Source organism: Microbulbifer marinus (assembly GCF_900107725.1).
Taxonomy (GTDB): Bacteria; Pseudomonadota; Gammaproteobacteria; order Pseudomonadales; family Cellvibrionaceae; genus Microbulbifer; species Microbulbifer marinus.
The window spans coordinates 360591-381483 of the sequence record NZ_FNQO01000001.1 but is presented as its reverse complement, the minus strand read 5'-3'; the positions used below and the strand labels follow the sequence as shown (position 1 = coordinate 381483).

Below are 20893 nucleotides of genomic sequence, written 5' to 3'. Positions count from 1 at the left end.
TTACGCCTCCCCTGCTTTGAGGTTTTTCAGGAAGGGACCGTAGCCCTCACTGCCCAACCAGAAGTTGATCAGGTTATCCACGCCGTTGCTGGTCAGGGTCGCACCGGACAGACCGTCTACCTGGTGCTCCGCCTGCGGGCTGTTGGGATCGACACTGCCTTTGATCACGTCAATTTTGACATTGCCGTTCTCGTCATAGACTTCCTTGCCGACCCATTGAGCCTTCCAGTTCGGATTGTCTACTTCGCCACCCAGTCCCGGAGTCTCCTTGTGCTCGTAGAAGCCGAGACCAGCGACGGTCTTCAGGTCGCTCTCAAGCGCGAGGAAGCCATACAGCTGGCCCCAGAGGCCGTAGCCACGCACCGGCAGAATGATGCGCTGCAGCTCGCCGTCTTTCTCCACCAGATATACCTCTTTGGTATTTTCACGGCGGATGATCTTGGCCTTGTCCTGCTCGGGCGGCAGCTTCTCGCTGGCGGAAGCAATCTTGGAAGCCGCGCGGCCACTGCCGCCGGCCGGCGCCTCATCGGTGAACTTGCCGGTTTCCAGATCAACGTACTTGATGGTCACAGACGCAAAAGCCTGTTCGACCTCTGCCGCGCTCGCCTTGGAGTCCTCCAGCAGGCCGCCAGCCATCAGCACGTTGCGCTTCATGTCCAGTGCCGCGTTGGCCTGCTGCGCCGGCTTCAGCATTACGGCAGCGGTGGACACCACTACCGAACACACCAGACACATCACCAGTGCTACCAGCAGTGTGCCTTTTACGGAATCTTTATTAGCCACGTGCCAACCTCCGTTTGATATGGGACTGCACCACAAAGTGGTCAAACAGCGGTGCGAACAGGTTGGCGAACAGAATCGCCAGCATCATGCCTTCCGGGAAGGCCGGGTTCACCACGCGAATCAATACACACATCACGCCGATCAGGATGCCGTACCACCAGCGGCCGGTATCGGTCATGGACGCCGACACCGGGTCGGTGGTCATGAAGATCAGGCCGAAGGCGAAACCACCGACTACCAGGTGCCAGTACCAGGGCACACCGAACATCGGGTTGCTGTCGGAGCCGATCATGTTGAACAGGAAGGCTGTCGCCATCATGCCGAGCATGGTGCCGGCGACGATGCGCCAGCTGGCGATCTTCATGAACAGCAGGATGGCACCAGCAATCAGCATAGCCAGCGTCGAGGTCTCGCCGATGGAGCCGTGCATGTTGCCGAGGAAGGCATCAAACCAGGTCAGCTGGCCGGTCGGTACGCCGACGGCACCGTTCTGGATACCTTCACTGGCCATTACGGACAGCGCAGTCGCGCCGGTGTAGCCGTCTACGGCGGTCCACACGGCATCACCGGACATGGCCGCCGGATAGGCGAAGAACAGGAAGGCGCGGCCGGTCAGGGCCGGGTTCAGGAAGTTCTTGCCGGTACCACCGAACACTTCCTTGCCGATCACGACACCGAAGCTGATACCCATCGCCACCATCCACAGCGGCAGATCCGGCGGGCAGGTCAGCGCGAACAGGATGGAGGTAACGAAGAAGCCCTCGTTCACCTCGTGGCCGCGCACTGCGGCGAACAGTACTTCCCAGATACCGCCAACGATGAAGGTCACCGCATAGATCGGCAGGAAGTACATGGCACCGTGTACGAAGTTGTCCCACAGGCTGCTGGGATCATAGCCGGACAGTGCGCCGATCAGCGCATGGCGCCAGCCGGTCAGCTCTGCATCGGCCATGCCGGCGATGATGGTGTTTGCCTGGAAGCCGACGTTCCACATGCCGTAGAACATCGGGATCATGGCACAGGCCCACACGGTGATCATGATGCGCTTCAGGTCGATGCCGTCGCGCACGTGTGCCGTGGTTTTGGTGGTCTCTGCGGGCTGGAACAGGCCGGTATCGACGGCCTCGTACAGCGCGTAGAACTTCTCGTATTTGCCGCCCTTGTGGAAATGCGGCTCAATGGAATCGAGGAATTTGCGCAACATCCTTAACCCTCCTTCTCAATACGGGTCAGGTTGTCCCGCAAAATGGGGCCGTATTCATACTTGCCCGGGCACACGAAAGTGCACAGCGCCAGATCTTCTTCATCCAGCTCCAGCACGCCCAGTTTCTGCGCGGTCGCGGTATCGCCAACGATCATCGCGCGCAGCAGCTGAGTCGGCAGGATATCCAGTGGCATCACCGCCTCGTAGGTACCGATCGGCATCAGCGCTCGCTCGGAGCCGTTGGTGCTGGTGGTGAAGTTGAACAGCCTGTTCTTGAACAGACGCGACAGGTAGATCGGGAAGACCGAGAAACGCTTGTTACCGGCACGCATGTAGTGCAGGAACGGACGCTCGCGCCCCTCTTCCAGCACGGTTACCTGGTTGTGGTAACGCCCCAGGTAAGCCAGCGCGTCCTCTGCGGTGCGGCCACCGAATACGGAACCGGATACGACGCGGTTGTCGTCGCCCTGCAGCTCACCGGCGGTCAGCTCGTCCAGGCTGGCGCCCAGGCGGGTGCGCAACACGCGCGGCTTGCTCACGCGCGGACCAGCCAGGGAAATCACTCGGTCGGTGAACAGCTTGCCGGTCGCAAACAACTTACCTACCGCGATTACATCCTGGTAATTGATCGTGAATACGCTGCGACCGGCCTTGACCGGGCTCAGGAAGTGGATATGGGTACCGGACAGCCCCGCCGGATGCGGCCCGGCGAAGGCCTCGCGGCGAATGTTGTTGGCGGTCGGAACCGGGATATCGGCGTCCGGCGCGGTACACACGAAAGTGGTATCCGCCAGCCTGGACAGGATCTCTACCCCCTGGGCGAACGCATCGCGGTGCTCGGCGATAACCAGCTCCGGGTTCACTGCCAGCGGGTTGGTGTCCATGGCGTTGATAAAGATCGCCGCCGGCTGGGCGTCGATCGCCGGGACCTTGCTGTACGGGCGGGTGCGCAGTGCGGCCCACAGACCGGACTCGACCAGGTTCTCCACCACCTGCTCACGACTGAGGCTGGCCAGCTGGTCAGCGCCGTAGGTCGCGAACTGCTCAGCGTCGTCGCCATCGATCTCGATGACCACAGACTGCAGCACGCGGCGGGCACCGCGGTTGATCGCGACGACGCGACCCGCAGCCGGCGCCGTGTAACGCACACCTTCGGTCTTCTTATCGGTAAACAGCAGCTGTCCGAGTTTGACGCTATCCCCCTCTGCCACCGCCATGGTCGGCTTCATCCCGTGATAATCGGGGCCGAGCACAGCGACGGTCTTGAGTGCAGGGCCATCGTGGATGACCTGCTCGGGCGCGCCGGATATGGGTAAATCCAATCCCCGACGGATCTTTCTCATACGCCTATGCCTAAGTTTCTAGTTTAAAAAGTATGCAAACTGGCCTTGCAACCCAGCGCACGGAATCGCGCCCGGGTCGCAAAGCCAGATATAGGAATTCCTACTTACGAGGACTTAAACCGCTTTACCCGGAGGTCGGGCATCAGGAAGCTAACTTCTCGGCGCACGGCGGCCCCGCCAAAATCGCGCGCATTATAAAGATCGGCCAGTTTGTTTACCAGTGCAGAAGCGGCCGAATTGGCGCTGCGATAGGAAATTTTTGCTGAAAAAACAGGGATTTGGGGGTAGTGATCGGGGCGAACACTAATGTCACCCCGAGCGTCCCGGGCGGCCACAGAAACCGCCCGGGCGACGCCAGCTGTGGCGCCTAGTCCCTTTTCGGGAACAGCTTGTAGCGAACGCCGGCCATGTCCTCCAGGCAGCGCACCACCTGGCAGCTGTAGCCGAATTCGTTGTCGTACCAGCAGTACAGCACCGCGTTCTTGCCATCGACAATGGTGGCGATGGAGTCGAACACGCAGGCGCGACGGGAGCCGACGAAATCACTGGACACCACTTCCGGGGAATTGGTGTAGTCGATCTGCTGGCGCAGCGGTGAGTGCAGCGCCACTTCTCGCATGTACTCGTTCAACTCGTCCTTGGTGGTCTCCTGGCCCAGATTCAGGTTCAGGATGGCCATGGACACGTTCGGGGTCGGAACGCGGATCGCATTACCGGTCAGCTTGCCTTTCAGCTCCGGCAGCGCCTTGGCCACCGCCTTGGCCGCACCGGTTTCGGTCAATACCATGTTTAGCGCAGCAGCGCGGCCGCGACGCTCACCCTTGTGGTAGTTGTCGATCAGGTTCTGGTCGTTGGTGTAAGCGTGTACGGTTTCAACGTGGCCGTGCTCGACACCGTACTTGTCCATCATCGCCTTCAGCACCGGCACAATCGCATTGGTGGTACAGGAAGCGGCGGACAGGATCTTGTCTTCCGCCGTGATGTCGCCGTTGTTGATGCCGTAAACGATATTCTTGATATCACCCTTGCCCGGCGCAGTCAGCAGCACCTTGGCGGCACCCTTGCTCTCGAGATGCTGGCTCAGGCCAGCCTCATCGCGCCACACGCCGGTACTGTCGACGATGAGCGCATCGTGAATGCCGTGCGCGGTATAGTCGACCTCCTGCGGAGAGTTGGCGTAGATGACCTTGATCTCGTTGCCGTTGCAGATCAGGGTGTTGGTCTCTTCGTCGACACGGATGGTGCCCTTGAACGCGCCGTGTACGGAGTCGCGGCGCAGCAGAGAGGCGCGCTTGACCAGGTCGTTGTCGGCCTTGCCCTTGCGCAGCACGATCGCGCGCAGGCGCAGCACGTCGCCACTGCCAGCCTTGTCGATCAGCAGGCGCGCCACCAGGCGGCCGATGCGACCGAAACCGTAGATAACCACATCTTTCGGCTCGGGCAGCGGCGTGCCGGCACCCTCGGCTTCCGCCAGCTCTTCGCGCACGAACTCGTCCACGGACAGGCCGCGATCGTCGCGCATATATTTGTTGGTCAGGGTACCCAGGTCGATATGTACCGGACCCAGATCCAGCTTGGTGATCGCCTCCAGCACCGGGAAGCTTTCAAATTCGGAGAGCTCGTTCTCCTCGACCTGCCGCACAAAGCGGTGTGCCTTCATGATGCTCAGAACTGAGCGGTTAACCAGGTTGCGGCCATACATGTAAATACCGACGTTGCGCTCGCGATTGAGCTTACCAATCATCGGAATCATGGATTCGGCCAGTGCTTCACGCTCTTTCCAGTCCTTGAAAAAGTCCGCGGGCTTCGGTCGCTTCTGAGTCACTGTCAGACACCTCTGCAATGTGTTTGATAGGCGGGAAATCCAGGCCCGGGAACAGGTCCCGGACCGTGTGGCTGCGCATTATCAGCATTCACCTGTGGGTGCGCAACCGAGCAAAAAAAAGCCCCAAAATTGTAGTAAAACTACCAACTTGTGCCCCTCCTCAGGAGCTTTGCGCAACCCGAAAAACAGGGTGTTCCCGCCGGAAGAAATACAGTTCCCGGCGCAGATACTCTGCACCGGCGGGAGTTCACCGTTACAATAGCGCCCCCCTGAGCCAGTCCCGACTGAAAGTGCGGATATATAAGGAAAGATGACCGATTCACAGCCCCTGTCCCCGCCCCCGTTCCGTTCACCCAGTGACCGGCAATTCTGGGGTCAACTGCACGGTGCAGCAGCCGCACTCGCAATCCTGAATGCCGCGCGCAACAACCCGGCGCCAACCCTGCTGGTCGCCCGCGACAGTCTCGAAGCCCATCGACTCGAGGTGCAGCTGAAATTTTTTAACAAGTCGGGGCGAGATGGCGGAGAAACCGAGGCACTGGAAATCTTCCACTTTCCGGACTGGGAGATCCTGCCCTACGATACCTTCTCCCCCCACCAGGACATCATCTCCGACAGGCTCGCCACCCTCTACCGGTTGCCGCAAATGGGGCGCGGCATCGTTATCGTGCCGGTCAGCACCCTGATGCACCGCCTGCCGCCGCGGGACTATGTAGCCGGCAACGCACTGATCCTGAGCGAGGGACAGCGGTTCGACATCGACACACAGCGCCGCCTGCTGGAGCAGGCCGGCTACCACTGCGTCGACACCGTCTACGAACACGGCGAATTCGCAGTGCGCGGCGCACTGATGGATATCTACCCGATGGGCAGCCGCCTGCCCTATCGCGTCGACCTGTTCGACGAAGAGATCGAATCCCTGCGCACCTTCGATCCCGAGAGCCAGCGCACGGTCGACAAGGTCGACAGCGTGCACCTGCTGCCCGCACGAGAGTTCCCGCTGCACAAGGCCGCACTGGCAGAATTCCTGCAAAACTGGCACGAACAGTTCGACTGCGATCCGAGCCTGGTGCCGATTTACCAGGACATCAGCTCCGGTATCGCCCCCGCGGGCATCGAGTACTACCTGCCGCTGTTCTTCGGCGGCAACTGCGCCAGCCTGTTCGACTATCTGCCGGAGGGCAGCCAGGCCTTCCTGGAGGGCGATATCCAGCAGCCGCTGGAGAGCTTCTGGCGGGAAGTCAGCAACCGCTACGAAAGTCGCTGCGGCGACCTGACCCGACCGATCCTGCGCCCGCGGCAGATACTGCTCGACCCCACCGAGTTCAATGCGGCCGTAAAAGCCATGCCGCGCGCGATCTTTTCTGCAGATACCCTGCCGGCAGCCCAGGGCAACCACAACTTCGCCAGCGAGGCTCCACCGAAACTGCCGGTCGATGGCAAGTCGGAACAGCCGCTGGCGGCGCTGGAGAGCTACCTGATGGAGTACTCCGGCAGGGTGCTCTTCTGCGCAGAGAGCGGCGGACGTCGCGAAGCCCTGCTGGAACTGCTGCAGGGCATCCGCGTGCAGCCGAAGAATTTTGCCAGCTGGGCAGAGTTCCTCGACAGCGACGAGACCTTCGGCATCACCGTGGCGCCGCTGGACCAGGGCCTGAAGCTGGCGGAACCCGCCATCAACCTGATCGCCGAGCCACAGCTGTTCGGCGAGCGCGTACTGCAGCAGCGGCGGCGCAAGAAAGCCAAGGACGATGCCGACAATGCGGTCAAGAACCTGGCGGAGCTGCGCATCGGCGCACCGGTGGTCCATATCGATCACGGCGTCGGCCGCTACCGCGGCCTGCAGAGTCTCGACATCGACGGCCAACCGGCGGAATTCCTGACCCTCGAATACGCGGACGAAGCCAAGCTCTATGTGCCGGTCGCCAGCCTGCACCTGATCAGCCGCTACTCCGGCGCCGATGAGGCGCTGGCACCGCAACACAAGCTGGGCAGCGAGCAGTGGCAGAAGGCCAAGCGCAAGGCGGCGGAGAAGGTCCGCGACGCCGCCGCCGAGCTGCTCGATATCTACGCCCGGCGCGAGGCTCGCGTCGGTCACGCGTTTGCGGATCCCGGGCTCGCCTATCGCGAGTTCGCCGCCGGCTTCCCGTTCGAGGAAACGCCGGACCAGCAACAGACGATCGAAGCGGTCGTCGCCGACATGCTTTCGAAAAAGCCGATGGATCGCCTGGTCTGCGGCGATGTTGGCTTCGGGAAAACCGAAGTCGCGATGCGCGCGGCGTTCGTCGCCGCCCACGCCGGCAAGCAGGTGGCGATGCTGGTGCCCACCACCCTGCTGGCACAGCAGCACTTCCAGTCCTTCCAGGATCGCTTCGCCGACTGGCCGGTGAACGTGGAGGTGATTTCGCGCTTCCGCAGCGGCAAAGAAGTGGACAGCGTGAAAGAGAAGGTCGCCAGCGGCAAAGTCGACATACTCGTCGGCACCCACAAGCTGCTGCAGAGCGACCTCGACTTTAAGAACCTGGGCCTGCTGATTATCGACGAGGAGCACCGCTTCGGCGTGCGGCAAAAAGAGCGGCTCAAGAGCCTGCGTGCCGAGGTGGACATCCTGACACTGACCGCCACACCCATCCCACGCACCCTGAACATGGCCATGGCCGGTATCCGCGACCTGTCCGTCATCGCCACGCCACCGGCGCGGCGCCTGTCGGTGAAGACCTTCGTGCGTGAGCGGGATGACGCCCTGATCAAGGAGGCGGTGCTGCGGGAGATCCTGCGCGGCGGCCAGGTGTACTTCCTGCACAACGAGGTCAAGAGCATCGAGCGCATGGCGCGGGAGCTGCAGGAACTGATTCCCGAGGCGCGTATCGGCATCGGCCACGGCCAGATGCGCGAGCGCGAGCTGGAACAGGTGATGAGCGACTTCTATCACAAGCGCTTCAATGTGCTCGTCTGCACCACCATTATCGAGACCGGTATCGATGTGCCGACCGCCAACACGATATTGATCGAGCGCGCCGACAAGTTTGGCCTGGCGCAGCTGCACCAGCTGCGCGGCCGGGTCGGCCGCTCGCACCACCAGGCTTACGCCTACCTGCTGACCCCGAACAAGCGCGCGATGACCGCCGACGCGATCAAGCGACTGGAGGCGATCAGCGAAGCCCAGGACCTGGGTGCGGGCTTCACCCTGGCGACGCATGACCTGGAGATCCGCGGCGCCGGCGAGCTGCTCGGTGAGGAGCAGAGCGGTCAGATCCAGAGCGTCGGCTTCAATCTCTACATGGAGATGCTCGACCGGGCGGTAAAAGCCATTCGCGCGGGCAAGACACCGAATATCGACGAGCCACTGGAATCCCCGGCAGTAGACGTGAACCTGCGCGTGCCGGCGCTGATACCAGAGGACTATCTGCCGGATGTCCACGGGCGCCTGATCATGTACAAGCGCATCGCCAACGCCGGCGATGCCCACGAACTCAGGGAGCTGCAGGTGGAGATGATCGACCGCTTCGGCCTGCTGCCGGAGCCGGTCAAGCACCTGTTCCGCACCACCGAGATCAAACTCAAGGCCGATGCGATGGGAATTCGCAAGCTGGAAGCCTCGGCAGCCAAGGGACGTATCGAATTTGCGGAAAATACCCGGGTGGATCCGCTCACATTGGTTAAGATGGTGCAGACTGAGCCCGGGCGCTACCAGCTGGCCGGCGCCAACCAGCTGAACTTCAGCCTGGACGAAGATGGCCCCGACCAGCGGCTGCAACAGGTCGCAGGAGTGTTGGAGCGGCTGGCGCAATGATACCATCTGGCCATTGGCCAACTGTCCGGGACGGCAACCCCGCGCCGCCCCGGACAGACACGCAACTGACAGTATTACGAATAAAGCGGTAACACCATGACAAGAATCCTAAAGATCTGCTCCGCCCTGCTCCTGGCCCTGACGGCGGCAGGCGCACAGGCAGCCAACTATGCCGGCACCACGTTCGAAATCGAGATGATCGTATTCGAACGCCCGCAGGGCATGGCACAGGCGCGCGAGACCTGGCCGGCGGCGCCGCGCATGCAATACCCGAACCGCTGGGTGGACTTCGACACCGCCAAGGGCGAGGCGCTGTTCCTGTCCCCGGTGGCCACCAAACTGGACAACAAAGTGGCCGCACTGCGCCGCGGCGGCGACCGCGTGCTGTTCCACAAGGCCTGGCAACAGGTGCTACAGCAAAAACGCAATTCCCCGGCAATATTGATCTCCGGCGGCGACAGCTTCAGCGGACACCAGCGCCTGGAGGGCAGCGTCACGGTAAGCGTTTCCCGTTACCTGCACCTGAGCACGGATCTGTGGCTGAGTGAATTCGGGCCGCAGCAGGTAAACAACGGCATACTGCTGCCCCGGCGCCCCGAGGCTCCCCGTGAAGAGCCACTGGCACTGGCGGGCACCGCTGCTCAGTTCGGCCCGGCCGCGAACGCTTTTGCCACACGGCCCCCGCAACCAGTCTACGCCCAGCGCGTGGCGCAGCTGCAGCAGGAACGCCGCATGCGCAGCGGCGAACTGCACTACCTCGACCATCCCGCATTCGGCATCCTGATCGAAATCCGCACTGTAGCGCCGGAAGAAGAACAGCAAAGCGCGGGCGAATAAGCCCGCGCCTCTATAACAACTACAACAACAACCCCCGACTCGACTCACAATTATCTGATGATTACCAACGACGCCATTATTCTCGGCATGCTTGCCGCTATCCTCGGTTTTGTCTTTTACACCGCCGGCAGTGAGCATCGCTTCTGGAAACGCTTCTATCGCTTTGTCCCGGCACTGCTGCTCTGTTACTTCCTGCCATCACTGCTGACCACCTTCGGTATTATCGACGCCGAGGGCTCACAGCTTTACTACGTCGCCTCGCGTTATCTGCTGCCGGCGAGCCTGGTGCTGCTAACGCTGAGCATCGACCTGAAGGGCATCGTCAATCTCGGGCCGAAAGCCCTGATACTGTTTTTGACCGGCACACTGGGTATCGTGATCGGCGGCCCGATCGCGCTGCTGATCATGTCCACCTTCGATCCGGAACTGATCGGCGTGACCGGTCCCGAGGCGGTCTGGCGCGGCATGACCACCGTGGCCGGCAGCTGGATCGGTGGCGGCGCCAACCAGGCGGCCATGAAGGAAATCTTCGATGTAGGCGGCCAGGTATTCTCGGCCATGGTCGCCGTAGACGTGATCATCGCCAATATCTGGATGGCGGTACTGCTGATTATGGCCGGCAACGCCAAACAACTGGACGCGCGTCGCGGCGCGGACACCACCGCCATCACCGAACTGCGCGAGAAGGTCGAAGCACTGCAGAAGAAGCACGCGCGCATTCCGAGCCTGCCCGACCTGATGCTGATTGCCGCCGTGGGCTTCGGTGTGACCGCCATCGCGCACGCCTTTGCCGACCAGCTGGCCCCCTGGTTCCAGGTCAACGCGCCGCAGCTGGCACGCTTCAGCTTCACCAGTCAGTTCTTCTGGCTGATCGTCATTGCCACCACCCTCGGCATCGTCATGGCCTTCTCGCCGGCCAAGAAGCTCGAGGGAGCCGGCGCGTCCAAAGTGGGCTCGGTCTTTATCTACTTCCTGGTCGCCACCATCGGCACCCACATGGATATCACCGCCCTGAGAGACAGCCCCGAGCTGTTTGTGCTCGGCGCCATCTGGATGGCCGTACACGCGGGCCTGATACTACTGGTCGCCAAGCTGATTAAGGCTCCGACCTTCTTTATGGCAGTCGGCAGCCAGGCCAATGTCGGTGGCGCGGCCTCTGCACCGGTAGTCGCGGCGGCCTTCCACCCCTCCCTGGCGCCGGTGGGTGTGCTGCTGGCAGTGATGGGTTATGCGTTGGGCACCTACGCAGCCTGGTTCTGCGGCCAGCTGCTGCGGGTAGTCGGCGGGGGCTGATACACATCGAACAGGCACCCCTGCGGCCTTTTCCGCGGGAGTGCCACTAACAGCGCCCAATAAAAAAGCGGACCACCAGGCCCGCTTTTCAGGAAACGCCAATCGGGATCCGGGACTGATACGCCACTCCGGATCCTACTTGCAGAAAAGTTATTTCAACGAGTAATTCGGCGGGAATCACTCACAGGGAACAACATCTTCCGCCAGCAATCCCTTGTCACCCTGTTGCATTTCAAATTCAACCGCCTGACCTTCGTTCAGAGTCTTATATCCTTCACCACGAATACTGCGGTAATGAACGAAAATGTCTTCAGTTCCTTCTCCACAGGTGATGAAGCCATAACCCCGGGCGTTATTAAACCACTTCACGGTACCTGTAACGCGATCACTCATTGAGACAACCTCATTATTGTTATTGCGTTCACCTCTATTACCCCAACTGGCAAGAGGGGAAAACGCCACCCCAATATCAGTCACCAACTCGCTGCCGATAACTGTCTTGCACTGTCCACCGAGTCATACTCAATGGACGTAATCTGATTCTTAGATAAAACGGCGCCAGTGTCTAGGTTTCTATGTGAAATAAATACTACCGTTTTTTATCTATGCGCAATTAATCGCCAAAAGACAAAATAAATTGCCCCATAACTGACCAATTGTGCTTTTGCGTACTACTGTTCTTCAGCTGTCTAACGCGGCTTCCCTAGCCAATGCGGGGATTTCGGCAATATGCAGCGTGGATGTCGGGAAGGCACAAGAGGCCCCGTGTCCCTCGATTATCTTCAGGATCGTCAGCAGGATATCCTGCTTGATCTCGTGATATCGCACCCATTCGGTGGTTTTCGTAAAGGTATAAATAAAGAAATCCAGCGAAGACGGCGCAAAACTATTGAAATTGACGATAAGCGTTTGATTGGCATCGATTTCGGGGTGCCGCTGCAACATCGCCTTTACATCGGCAACAATTGCCGGCATTAGCGGGGCGTCCTCGTAGCGTATCCCGATCGTTTCGTATATACGCCGATTTAACATACGCGACGGGTTTTCCACCGCTATTTGGGTAAATATACCGTTTGGAATGTAGAGTGGACGCTTGTCGAAAGTGCGGATACGCGTGAGGCGCCAGCCAATATCCTCTACCGTGCCCTCGATTTCTTTGTCCGGGGAACGCACCCAGTCGCCCACCGAAAACGGCCGATCCAGATAGATCATCAGACCACCGAAGAAGTTGCCCAGCAGGTCTTTGGCCGCAAAACCGATTGCCAGGCCGCCGATACCACCAAATGCCAGTATGCCGCTGATGCTGTACTGGAAGTACTGCATGATCACCATCGCGGCGGTGATCAGGATTGATGCCCGCACCAGCTTGCCCATAGCGCGAACAGTAGTCGCGTCCATTGGCTTACCCATATAGCGCGGGTCGCGCAGATTCCTTTCGATATTGTGGGAAAAGCGCCAGGCGAACCAGGTAATTGCGAGTATCACGCCCACATCCCGGACCGGTGTGGCGAGATCGAATATCTCGGCTCCGGTCGCTTTACCCGCACGCCCCGCCGCCACCGTCAGCCCCAGCAGCCAGATTAGCACCGGGCCAGGCGGCGTCAGCGCTCCTACCAAGGCATCGTCCCAGGCGTTCGCCGTCTTCTCGGCACGCAACTGCAAGCGCTGCACGAAGCGCCCAAACAGCCAGGCCGCCACTGCCGTCGCCAGTACGATCAGAAAGATCGCCAGAATCCAGTACTGGTTACTATTTACCCAGGACAACACCATCCCCTTCACGGACTCCACTGAAAACCTCTCCTGTAATACGGTTATGTCTATTGTGTCGGATTGTCAGGCCGTCAGTGAGGACAGCCAATCGCGGGTACGCTGCCAGCGCGCATTGCCTTCGAGCTCTGACCAGGACTCTATCGCCGGCCTACCGCGCATACGTTGCAGCCTGTCACTGGACGCGTGCCGTGGCGAAAAATCATGCAGGGCGTCCAGTATCTCAAGGGCCCCTGCGCGATTGTTGCAAACCACACCCATATCGCAACCGGCATCCATGGCGGCCCTGATCCGGTCTCCATAGCCGCCGGCAGCGCCGGCCCCCCCCATAGACAGGTCATCACTGAAAATGACTCCGTCGAAACCCAGGTGGCCGCGCAGAACTTCCTGCAGCCAGTAGCGAGAAAAGCCTACCGGCTGTTTATCGACCTGCACGAAGCGAATATGAGCGGGCATGACGGCATCCAACTCGCCCGCCTCGATGCACTCGATAAAAGGCAGCGCATCCGAGGTCATGACCTGCTCAAGGGAGCGCTCGTCCTCGGGTAGCTCTTCGTGACTGTCCTCGAGCACATGACCATGGCCCGGAAAGTGCTTGCCGGTCGTCGCCATACCGGCCTCATGCATACCCCGCATGAAGGGCCGCACCCGAGCGGCCACGCGCGCCGGATCGGCACAGAAACTACGGTCGCCAACGATTCGGCAATGCTGGTCATCCGCATCGAGTACCGGGGCAAAACTGAAATCGATGCCCACGGCGAGCAATTCGGCAGCCAGCAACCAGCCGACATCCTGCAACCGCTCGCTGTCAGCCCGGGCGCAGAGCGCCTGCATGGACGGCAGGCGGGTGAATTCGTCGCGAAAGCGCTGTACCCTGCCCCCCTCCTGATCAACTGCCAGCAATATTTCCGGGCGCACCTCGCGAATTGCCGCAACCAGTTGATGTAACTGGCTGCGATCGCGATAGTTGCGCGCAAAAAAAATCAGCCCACCCACGAGCGGATGTTGCAGCAACTCCCGATCTTCCGCAGTCAGTTCAAGTCCATCGATATCGATCATTACCGGGCCGAGCGGTGCAGACATAGGGCTTTCCTCAATAATTTGGCGTGCTCATCAGGTTACAGCAGCCGACTTCACTGCGAATCGACTTTGAGCATGGCTGCCGCAGCGGGTACCAGCCGCTCCAGTGTTTCCGGCAGACTGCTCTGTGCACCAAAATCTTCCCTCAGGATAGCCTCGATGGCGTCGTAGCTCGACAAGGTAAATATGGTGGCCCCAAGCATAAAATACAGGCGCCAGTAGAAAGTCACTGGATCCAGCCCCGGCAATGCCTGCGCCAGCAAGCCGGCGAAACGGCGGTAGCTGTCGCCGTAGCGGGATACGATGAAGCGGCGCAGGTGCCCCTGGTATTGCGTATAGGCCAACCCGAGCAACCGCATGAAGCGCTGGGGATCGCGCCCCTGCTCTGCGAGACTGCCCATCCCCACGCGGTACAGGCTTTCCAGCAGCCCCTCCACCGTCAGCGGCTCTCCGGCGGCGACACGCCTGTCCAGCTCGGCGGCCAACGCTCCGGTAAAAGGCGTCAAAAACCGCTCGAATACTGCCTGGATCAATTCTTTTTTTGACCCGAAATGATAATTTACCGCAGCCAGGTTGACGCCCGCGGTAGTGGTTATGGTGCGCAGAGACGTCTCGGTGAAGCCGCGCTCGGCAAACAGCACTTCCGCTGCGTCCAGAATTCGACTGACGGTATCCGTCTGGCTCATAGGTTTCAAACCAACATTTAAAACGGTTGTTTAGTATGGCCAGATTAGCACATTCCGCGCCAACTGAGACCGTTACCGGGGCGGGCGGACGCACATTAGATTGAGAGGAAAGCAACAGGGAGCAAACGGCCATGACACATTTGCAACCGGAAATCGGCAACTGGTTTGAGGATCTAGAAAGCGGTCAGCTATTCGAGGTGGTGGCCATCGATGAACTGCAGCAGACAGTGGAGGTGCAATACCTGGATGGAACCCTGGACGAATTTGAATTGAGCCACTGGCAGGCTCTGCCGGTCATCGGCGCCGCCCCGCCCGAAGACTCCAATGTCGCCTACGGCATGACTGCAGCGGAGCAGGATCCGAACACCAGCGAAACAGAATTCTCCAAGGGCCTGAGCCCGCTGGATACAATGGAGGGAGAGAGCTTTTCCGGTACCGACGAATCTCTCTTTTGACAGAGAGCGGTTCCCATTACTGGCGCTCCTTGATGTATTCGATGATAACTTCGGCGGCCTCGTCCACGGTATCGACAATCCGAAACAGATCGAGATCGGAAGCGTCAATACAGCTGCGCTCCAGCACCGTATCTACCAGCCAATCGTACAGCCCGGACCAATAGCGCTTGCCCACCAGCACAATCGGAAAGCCGCGTACTTTTTGTGTCTGCACCAAGGTCAAGGCCTCGAACAATTCGTCGAGCGTACCGTAGCCCCCGGGCAATCCTACAAAGCCGACTGCGTGCTTTACGAACATAAATTTGCGGACAAAAAAGTAACGAAAATGCAGACTGATATCCTGATACGGATTTGCGGCCTGCTCGAACGGCAACTCGATATTGAGCCCGATTGATGCACCGGGCTGCGGATAAGCACCGCGATTGCAGGCTTCCATCAGGCCCGGTCCGCCCCCGGTAATCACCGGAATTCCCTCCGCGGCCAGTAATTCTCCCAGCCTCACCCCCTGCTTGTACTCCGCACTGTTCGCCGTAAATCGCGCACTGCCGAATACAGTGACCGCACCACTGAGTGCGATCAGCCGCTCTATGCCGTCCACTAGTTCCGATTGAATACGCAGCACGCGCCAGGCTTCGGGCATTTTTGCATCTAGCATTATTCTATTCCCTCATGTCGCGTCTTTCGACGTTCTAGTTATTCGCCTTATTCCTTCCTCTTCAATGTAGCAGTTTTGCACGACAACACCGCCAAGATTGCGCCGTAAGCAAATCTGTATATAATCACAGCAACTGTATATAAATACAGAAACCGACAAGGTGATCCTATGACCAATCTCACTGCACGCCAGGCTCAGGTACTGGAACTGATCAAAGTCTACCTGGACGAAACCGGTTACCCACCTACGCGCGCCGAGATCGCCCAGGAACTCGGCTTTCGCTCGCCAAATGCAGCCGAGGAGCACCTGAAGGCATTGGCACGCAAGGGGGCTATCGAGATGGTTGCCGGCGCCTCGCGCGGCATTCGCATACCGGATCATCATACGGGTCTGCCGATCGTCGGCCGCGTGGCGGCGGGCAATCCGGTGCTGGCCGAAGAGAATATTGAAGACTACTGCGACCTGCCCGCGGACTTCTTCCATCCGCCTGCCGACTACCTGTTGCGGGTGCACGGCATGAGTATGCGCGATGCCGGCATTCTGGATGGCGATCTGCTGGCAGTGCAGAAGACCGATCAGGTACGCAACGGCCAGATCGTTGTCGCCCGTATCGAGGACGAGGTAACGGTCAAACGCTTCCGCCGCAAAGGCAATCAGGCCACGGTGCAATTACTGCCCGAAAATGAAGATTTCGAAGTGATTCAGGTGGACATGCGGGACAAGACTTTCGCGATCGAAGGGCTGGCGGTAGGAGTGATTCGCCAAAGCCCGTAATTACCGAGGGCTTTCGTTCATTCTGACAAAACGCAAAACGGCCCATGGCCGCGATCAACCCGCGCCTGCGGGGATACTGATCGCGGCCATGGGCCGTTTCTTTAATGGGCTTTCTGTCTATTTTTCGATCAGTGCACCGTGTGGTTGATCGGCATCAACTCATCTTCTTCGTCCAGATAACCCGGCTCGAGACCATCGAGATCCTGCACCGCTTCGATGCCCGCTTCGAGCATAGCCCGGGCAATGGCGACCTTGTGTTCGCGCAGGAACTCCAGGCTCTCCGCTGAAAAGTGGATGCGCACCAGCGGGTCCTCCTTGTGGCCGGCGCGACGCAGTGCCACATCACCGTTGGCCAGCTCGATTATTTCAAAAGTCTCGGAGGACATTCGCTTCTCCCTTCACTGCACATCAATTTATGCCCAGTGTACCACAGGCAAATTGGCAGTTTCAGCGCGGCGCGCCTGGGCTAACGGACGGGTTTGATGGGGCCGGGAGCTACCACTCTTCCAACTGTGCGCGCTGGCGCCGCACCAGTTCGCTCAGCGCAGAGTGCCAATCGCGCAATAGATCATCCGTCAGCTCGGCCGGCCTCGGCGCCGAAAGATTTTGCACCGGAATGAGATTTGCGGCTTTGCGCTTCTGATCCTTGTCGGCGGAAAAGCTCCACAACTGTACCCAGGCAGCCTGCAATTGGGCCAGCCAGCTGTCCGGATTCGTGGCCAGCTCATGCAATTCTGCTGCCTCGCCACTGGCCTTGCCGAAGGCGTGAACACGCTCGATCAGTGCCTGAGCGGACTCAGGCTCGGTATCCAGCTGCAACTGATAGGCCAGCTCGGCGAGAAACGCGCGATAGGCCCGCCACAGTTGCAACACGGCGGCTTCCTGGATCGCGCTGCGGTGCAGCGGCGCCTCGGCGCCGGTCTCCAGCAGAAGCTGGGTTTTGCGCAGCGCCGCGGCAACCGATCCAGTGTAGGGATTACTCATTTTTTCTTCACCGCCGCTTTCTTGCGGGCCGGCTTGCGCTTGGCAGAGGCCTTGCTGCTAGCCTCGATCTGCCACTTGCCGTCGCGGTAAAAGGCGCGCCAACCGGTGGCCTTACCCTCTTCCTCGGACTGCACGTATTGCTCCTGGGTCTTGCGGCTGAAGCGCACTACCGTATCCCGGCCCTGGTCATCCTCCGTGGGCGCCGAGAACAGGAAGCTGTACTTGGGATCGATCTCGTCTTTGTGCGGCAGCAGCTCCTTCACCAGTGGTGCACGCGTCTCACGGTTTTTCGGGAACTGGCTGGCGGCGAGGAACAGCCCCGAGGCACCGTCCCGCAGGATATAGTGATCGTCCACCTTCTGACACGGCAGCTCGGGCATCGGCACCGGATCCATTTTCGGCGGCGCGGGCTGACCGTTCTTGAGCAGCTTGCGGGTATTCTTGCACTCTTCGTTGGTACAGCCGAAGTACTTGCCAAAGCGGCCCGACTTCAGCTGCATATCGCTGCCACACTTATCGCATTCTATTACCGGACCATCGTAGCCCTTGATCTTGAAGGTGCCCTTCTCGACCTCGTAACCACTGCAATCCGGGTTGTTGCCGCAGATATGCAGTTTGCGGTGCTCGTCCAGCAGATAGCTGTCCATGGCGGTACCGCACTTGGGGCAGCGGCGCTTTTCACGCAGCTGGCGGGACTCCGCCTCTTCATCCTTATCGGCATCCACGGCCTCGTCGCCGGACACCAGGTTCATGGTGTTGGTACAGCGCTCTTTCGGCGGCAGCGCATAGCCGGAACAGCCAAGGAACACACCGGTGGAACCGGTACGGATCTGCATATGGCGGCCACACTTGCTGCACTCGATATCCGTGTCGGTGGGCGTATTGCGGCGCATTCCGCCATCGGCGGCCTGGGCCTTTTCCAGGCGGCCGGAGAAGTCCTCGTAAAACTCGTCGAGCAGCTGCTTCCAGCCCTTCTCACCTTCGGCAACCGAGTCCAGGGACTCTTCAAGATTGGCGGTAAAGCCATAGTCCATCAGGTTCTTGAAACTCTCACTGAGCCGATCGGTGACGATATCCCCCATTTTTTCTGCATAAAAACGGCGGTTCTCCAGACGCACATAGCCGCGATCCTGGATCGTGGAAATGATCGACGCGTAAGTGGACGGGCGGCCGATACCGCGTTTTTCCAGCTCTTTGACCAGTGCCGCCTCGCTGTAGCGCGCCGGCGGTTTGGTGAAGTGCTGCTTCGGATCCAGCTTTTTCAGTGACAGCTTTTCGCCGACTTTCACATCCGGTAACACCAGGTCCTCGTCCTTCTTGCTGACAGGCGGTGCCACTTTCAGGAAGCCGTCGAAACGGATCACGCGCCCACGTGCGCGCAGCTCGAAATCACCGGCACTCACCACTACGGAGGTGGAAGTAAACTGCGCCGGCGTCATCTGGCAGGCGACAAACTGTTGCCAGATCAGGTTGTACAGACGCTCCGCATCCCGCTCGACCCCGGTGAGCATATTCGGCTGTACCCGCACGTCCGACGGACGGATCGCCTCGTGCGCCTCCTGGGCGCCCTCTTTGCTGCTGTAGCTGTTGGGGGTCTCCGGCAGGTATTTCTCGCCGTAATTTTCGCCGATAAATTCGCGCGCAGACTCCACCGCCTCCTTACTCAGGTTGGTGGAGTCGGTTCGCATGTAGGTGATATGCCCGGCCTCGTACAGGCGCTGCGCCAGCATCATGGTTTTCTTGACACTGAAGCCGAGACGATTGCTCGCCGCCTGCTGCAGCGTGGAAGTAATAAAAGGTGCAGACGGCTTGGAGCTGGTCGGCTTGTCATCCCGCGCGCTGACAACGAATTCACTGCCCTGCAGCGCCTGGGTGGCGGCGCTCGCCTGCGCCTCGTTGGTCGGACGGAACGCCTCGCCGCCCTGCTTCTTCACTTCCAGCCGCAGGGCATCCGCCTTGGCTGTCGCCGTATCGGCAAACAGCGTCCAGTACTCTTCGGGAATAAAGGCACGGATTTCGCGCTCCCGTTCCACGACAAGGCGCACGGCCACCGACTGCACACGCCCGGCAGACAGACCGCGGGCGACTTTCTCCCACAACAGCGGCGAAACCATGTAGCCGACAATACGGTCGAGGAAACGGCGTGCCTGCTGTGCATTGACGCGGTTGATATTCAGCCGCCCCGGATCCTTGAACGCCTCCTGAATCGCGGATTTGGTGATTTCGTTAAACACCACCCGCCGGTAGCGCTGGTCATCGCCACCGATGGCTTCGCGCAGGTGCCAGGCGATGGCTTCCCCCTCGCGATCCAAGTCCGTCGCCAGGTAAATGTTGTCGGCTTCGGCAGCGAGTTTACGCAGCTCACTGACAACCTTTTCCTTGCCCGGCAGGATTTCGTAGTGCGCGGCCCAGTCGTGATCCGGGTCGATACCCATGCGTTTGATCAATTGCTCACGGCTTTTCTTGCGCTTGTAGACCTCCTTCGCCTCCGGCGACAGCTTGCGTGTCTCGGCGGCTCGGCGGGCGCGCTCCTTGGGATCGACCGGCTGCTTATTGCCGCCACCGGTGGGCAAATCGCGAATATGGCCGACGCTGGACTTCACGACGAAGTCCTTGCCGAGATATTTATTGATCGTTTTCGCTTTGGCCGGTGACTCGACTATGACCAGTGATTTACCCATAAGCCCTTGATTTCAAATAAAAAATTTACTGCTTTCGCATTCCCGGCAGCCTCGAGGCTGAGACTTGCGCTGCGCGAATATATAAGCTCCGCCCCCGGTGCGGTCAAGCAAGTGACGCAAATTCCCGAAGTTGGTCACAGGAATTATGGGGGCGTCCAACGTCGAACTACCCCGATCATATCCACGTCCGCAGGCACTATTCCCGCTCAGGTTCCGCGGGTTTCGGCCGCCTGATTGCTTCCTCTATTCGGGGGCGAAACTCGTCAAGAACGGCTTGCAGCGCACTGAAAGCGCCGTCGCCGCCAGACTCCTGCCACTGGATGCCGAGCCCGCTCTGGTTGGCCACAATTGCACAGGCATCCCTGGGTAGTTGGTCCAGCATTTGCCGCAGCGGTTCCCACGCCGGCTTCGGCGCGGCGCGGCTATTGCGCCAGTCCCAACGGCCGGAGAAGTGCATATCGTGCTCGACTCGTTGTAACTCCAGCACCCAGCCCAGCTGTAATCGGCGAGCATCCTCCCAGCGGCTGTAATAGACTGCAGCGGTTCCCTCTCCCTCCGCCGCAGGCAACGGTAGCATCTGGACGGGCATGCCGGCCTTGGCAGCACTGCCGCGCAATTTGGCCAGGCGGCGGTCACGCTGATTGGGTTTTAGCCACATCACCGGGCCCAGCACGAGCGCGACGGCGAAGATAATAATGATCAGCGGCAGCCAACCAGACATAACAACCCCTTATCA

Annotated in this window: 18 protein-coding genes; 5 read left to right on the top strand and 13 right to left on the bottom strand. The window is 60.0% G+C overall.

Going from position 1 to position 20893, the window contains the following annotated elements; genetic code table 11:
* The 4 genes from BLW36_RS01740 to BLW36_RS01725 form a co-directional block, all read right to left on the bottom strand.
* Positions 1-783 (bottom strand): Na(+)-translocating NADH-quinone reductase subunit C, encoded by a 783-nt coding sequence (locus BLW36_RS01740; protein WP_091384502.1) that lies wholly within the window; start codon positions 781-783, stop codon positions 1-3.
* Positions 776-1987 carry an NADH:ubiquinone reductase (Na(+)-transporting) subunit B gene (locus BLW36_RS01735; RefSeq protein ID WP_091384500.1) on the bottom strand — a complete coding sequence of 404 codons (1212 nt, stop codon included), beginning with the start codon at positions 1985-1987 and terminating at the stop codon, positions 776-778. The genes BLW36_RS01740 and BLW36_RS01735 overlap by 8 nt, the downstream gene beginning before the upstream one ends.
* Positions 1988-1989: 2 nt before the next feature.
* Positions 1990-3330, bottom strand: coding sequence for a Na(+)-translocating NADH-quinone reductase subunit A (locus BLW36_RS01730; RefSeq protein WP_091384497.1), 1341 nt, complete (start codon positions 3328-3330; stop codon positions 1990-1992).
* Between the two features lie 367 nt (positions 3331-3697).
* Positions 3698-5083 (bottom strand): glyceraldehyde-3-phosphate dehydrogenase, encoded by a 1386-nt coding sequence (locus BLW36_RS01725; protein WP_425286747.1) that lies wholly within the window; start codon positions 5081-5083, stop codon positions 3698-3700.
* Between the two features lie 382 nt (positions 5084-5465).
* Between BLW36_RS01725 and mfd the strand changes: the two genes are divergently transcribed.
* The 3 genes from mfd (at position 5466) to BLW36_RS01710 (ending at position 11075) form a co-directional block, all read left to right on the top strand.
* Positions 5466-8945: a transcription-repair coupling factor gene (gene mfd, locus BLW36_RS01720; RefSeq protein WP_091384494.1), complete on the top strand. Its 3480-nt coding sequence runs from the start codon at positions 5466-5468 to the stop codon at positions 8943-8945.
* A gap of 96 nt (positions 8946-9041) precedes the next feature.
* A complete protein-coding gene (locus BLW36_RS01715; RefSeq protein WP_091384493.1) occupies positions 9042-9782 on the top strand; it encodes a CsiV family protein in 741 nt (246 codons plus the stop codon).
* Positions 9783-9839: 57 nt separating this feature from the next.
* On the top strand, positions 9840-11075 hold the full coding sequence (locus BLW36_RS01710; protein WP_091384490.1) for a DUF819 family protein: 1236 nt from the start codon (positions 9840-9842) through the stop codon (positions 11073-11075).
* A 177-nt stretch (positions 11076-11252) separates the two neighbouring features.
* On the opposite strand, the gene BLW36_RS01705 is transcribed toward BLW36_RS01710, so the two are convergent.
* The 4 genes from BLW36_RS01705 to BLW36_RS01690 all read right to left on the bottom strand — a co-directional run bounded on the left by BLW36_RS01705 (position 11253) and on the right by BLW36_RS01690 (position 14608).
* Entirely contained in the window at positions 11253-11468 is a 216-nt protein-coding gene (locus tag BLW36_RS01705; RefSeq protein WP_020413094.1) for a cold-shock protein, read from the bottom strand.
* Between the two features lie 288 nt (positions 11469-11756).
* Entirely contained in the window at positions 11757-12845 is a 1089-nt protein-coding gene (locus tag BLW36_RS01700; RefSeq protein WP_091384487.1) for a mechanosensitive ion channel family protein, read from the bottom strand.
* Between the two features lie 63 nt (positions 12846-12908).
* Positions 12909-13925: a beta-N-acetylhexosaminidase gene (nagZ, locus tag BLW36_RS01695; protein WP_091384484.1), complete on the bottom strand. Its 1017-nt coding sequence runs from the start codon at positions 13923-13925 to the stop codon at positions 12909-12911.
* A gap of 50 nt (positions 13926-13975) precedes the next feature.
* Complete coding sequence (locus BLW36_RS01690) at positions 13976-14608, bottom strand: TetR/AcrR family transcriptional regulator (protein WP_091384480.1); 633 nt, start codon at positions 14606-14608, stop codon at positions 13976-13978.
* 131 nt (positions 14609-14739) lie between these two features.
* Here BLW36_RS01690 and BLW36_RS01685 point away from each other — a divergent pair, with 131 nt between their 5' ends.
* On the top strand, positions 14740-15063 hold the full coding sequence (locus BLW36_RS01685) for a DUF6763 family protein (RefSeq protein ID WP_091384475.1): 324 nt from the start codon (positions 14740-14742) through the stop codon (positions 15061-15063).
* A 16-nt stretch (positions 15064-15079) separates the two neighbouring features.
* Here BLW36_RS01685 and BLW36_RS01680 read toward each other — a convergent pair whose 3' ends face one another.
* Complete coding sequence (locus BLW36_RS01680; RefSeq protein ID WP_091384472.1) at positions 15080-15718, bottom strand: LOG family protein; 639 nt, start codon at positions 15716-15718, stop codon at positions 15080-15082.
* 168 nt (positions 15719-15886) lie between these two features.
* Here BLW36_RS01680 and lexA point away from each other — a divergent pair, with 168 nt between their 5' ends.
* Positions 15887-16492, top strand: coding sequence for a transcriptional repressor LexA (lexA, locus tag BLW36_RS01675; protein WP_091384469.1), 606 nt, complete (start codon positions 15887-15889; stop codon positions 16490-16492).
* A 128-nt stretch (positions 16493-16620) separates the two neighbouring features.
* Here lexA and BLW36_RS01670 read toward each other — a convergent pair whose 3' ends face one another.
* From BLW36_RS01670 to BLW36_RS01655, 4 genes are all read right to left on the bottom strand, one after another.
* Positions 16621-16878: a hypothetical protein gene (locus tag BLW36_RS01670; RefSeq protein ID WP_091384465.1), complete on the bottom strand. Its 258-nt coding sequence runs from the start codon at positions 16876-16878 to the stop codon at positions 16621-16623.
* A 109-nt stretch (positions 16879-16987) separates the two neighbouring features.
* Positions 16988-17476, bottom strand: a complete 489-nt coding sequence (locus BLW36_RS01665) for a DUF6586 family protein (RefSeq protein ID WP_091384462.1) — start codon at positions 17474-17476, stop codon at positions 16988-16990.
* Positions 17473-20157, bottom strand: coding sequence for a type I DNA topoisomerase (gene topA, locus BLW36_RS01660; protein ID WP_091384459.1), 2685 nt, complete (start codon positions 20155-20157; stop codon positions 17473-17475). Before topA ends, BLW36_RS01665 begins: the two co-directional genes overlap by 4 nt.
* Positions 20158-20353: 196 nt before the next feature.
* Complete coding sequence (locus tag BLW36_RS01655) at positions 20354-20878, bottom strand: hypothetical protein (protein ID WP_091384456.1); 525 nt, start codon at positions 20876-20878, stop codon at positions 20354-20356.
* Positions 20879-20893: the final 15 nt, after the last annotated feature.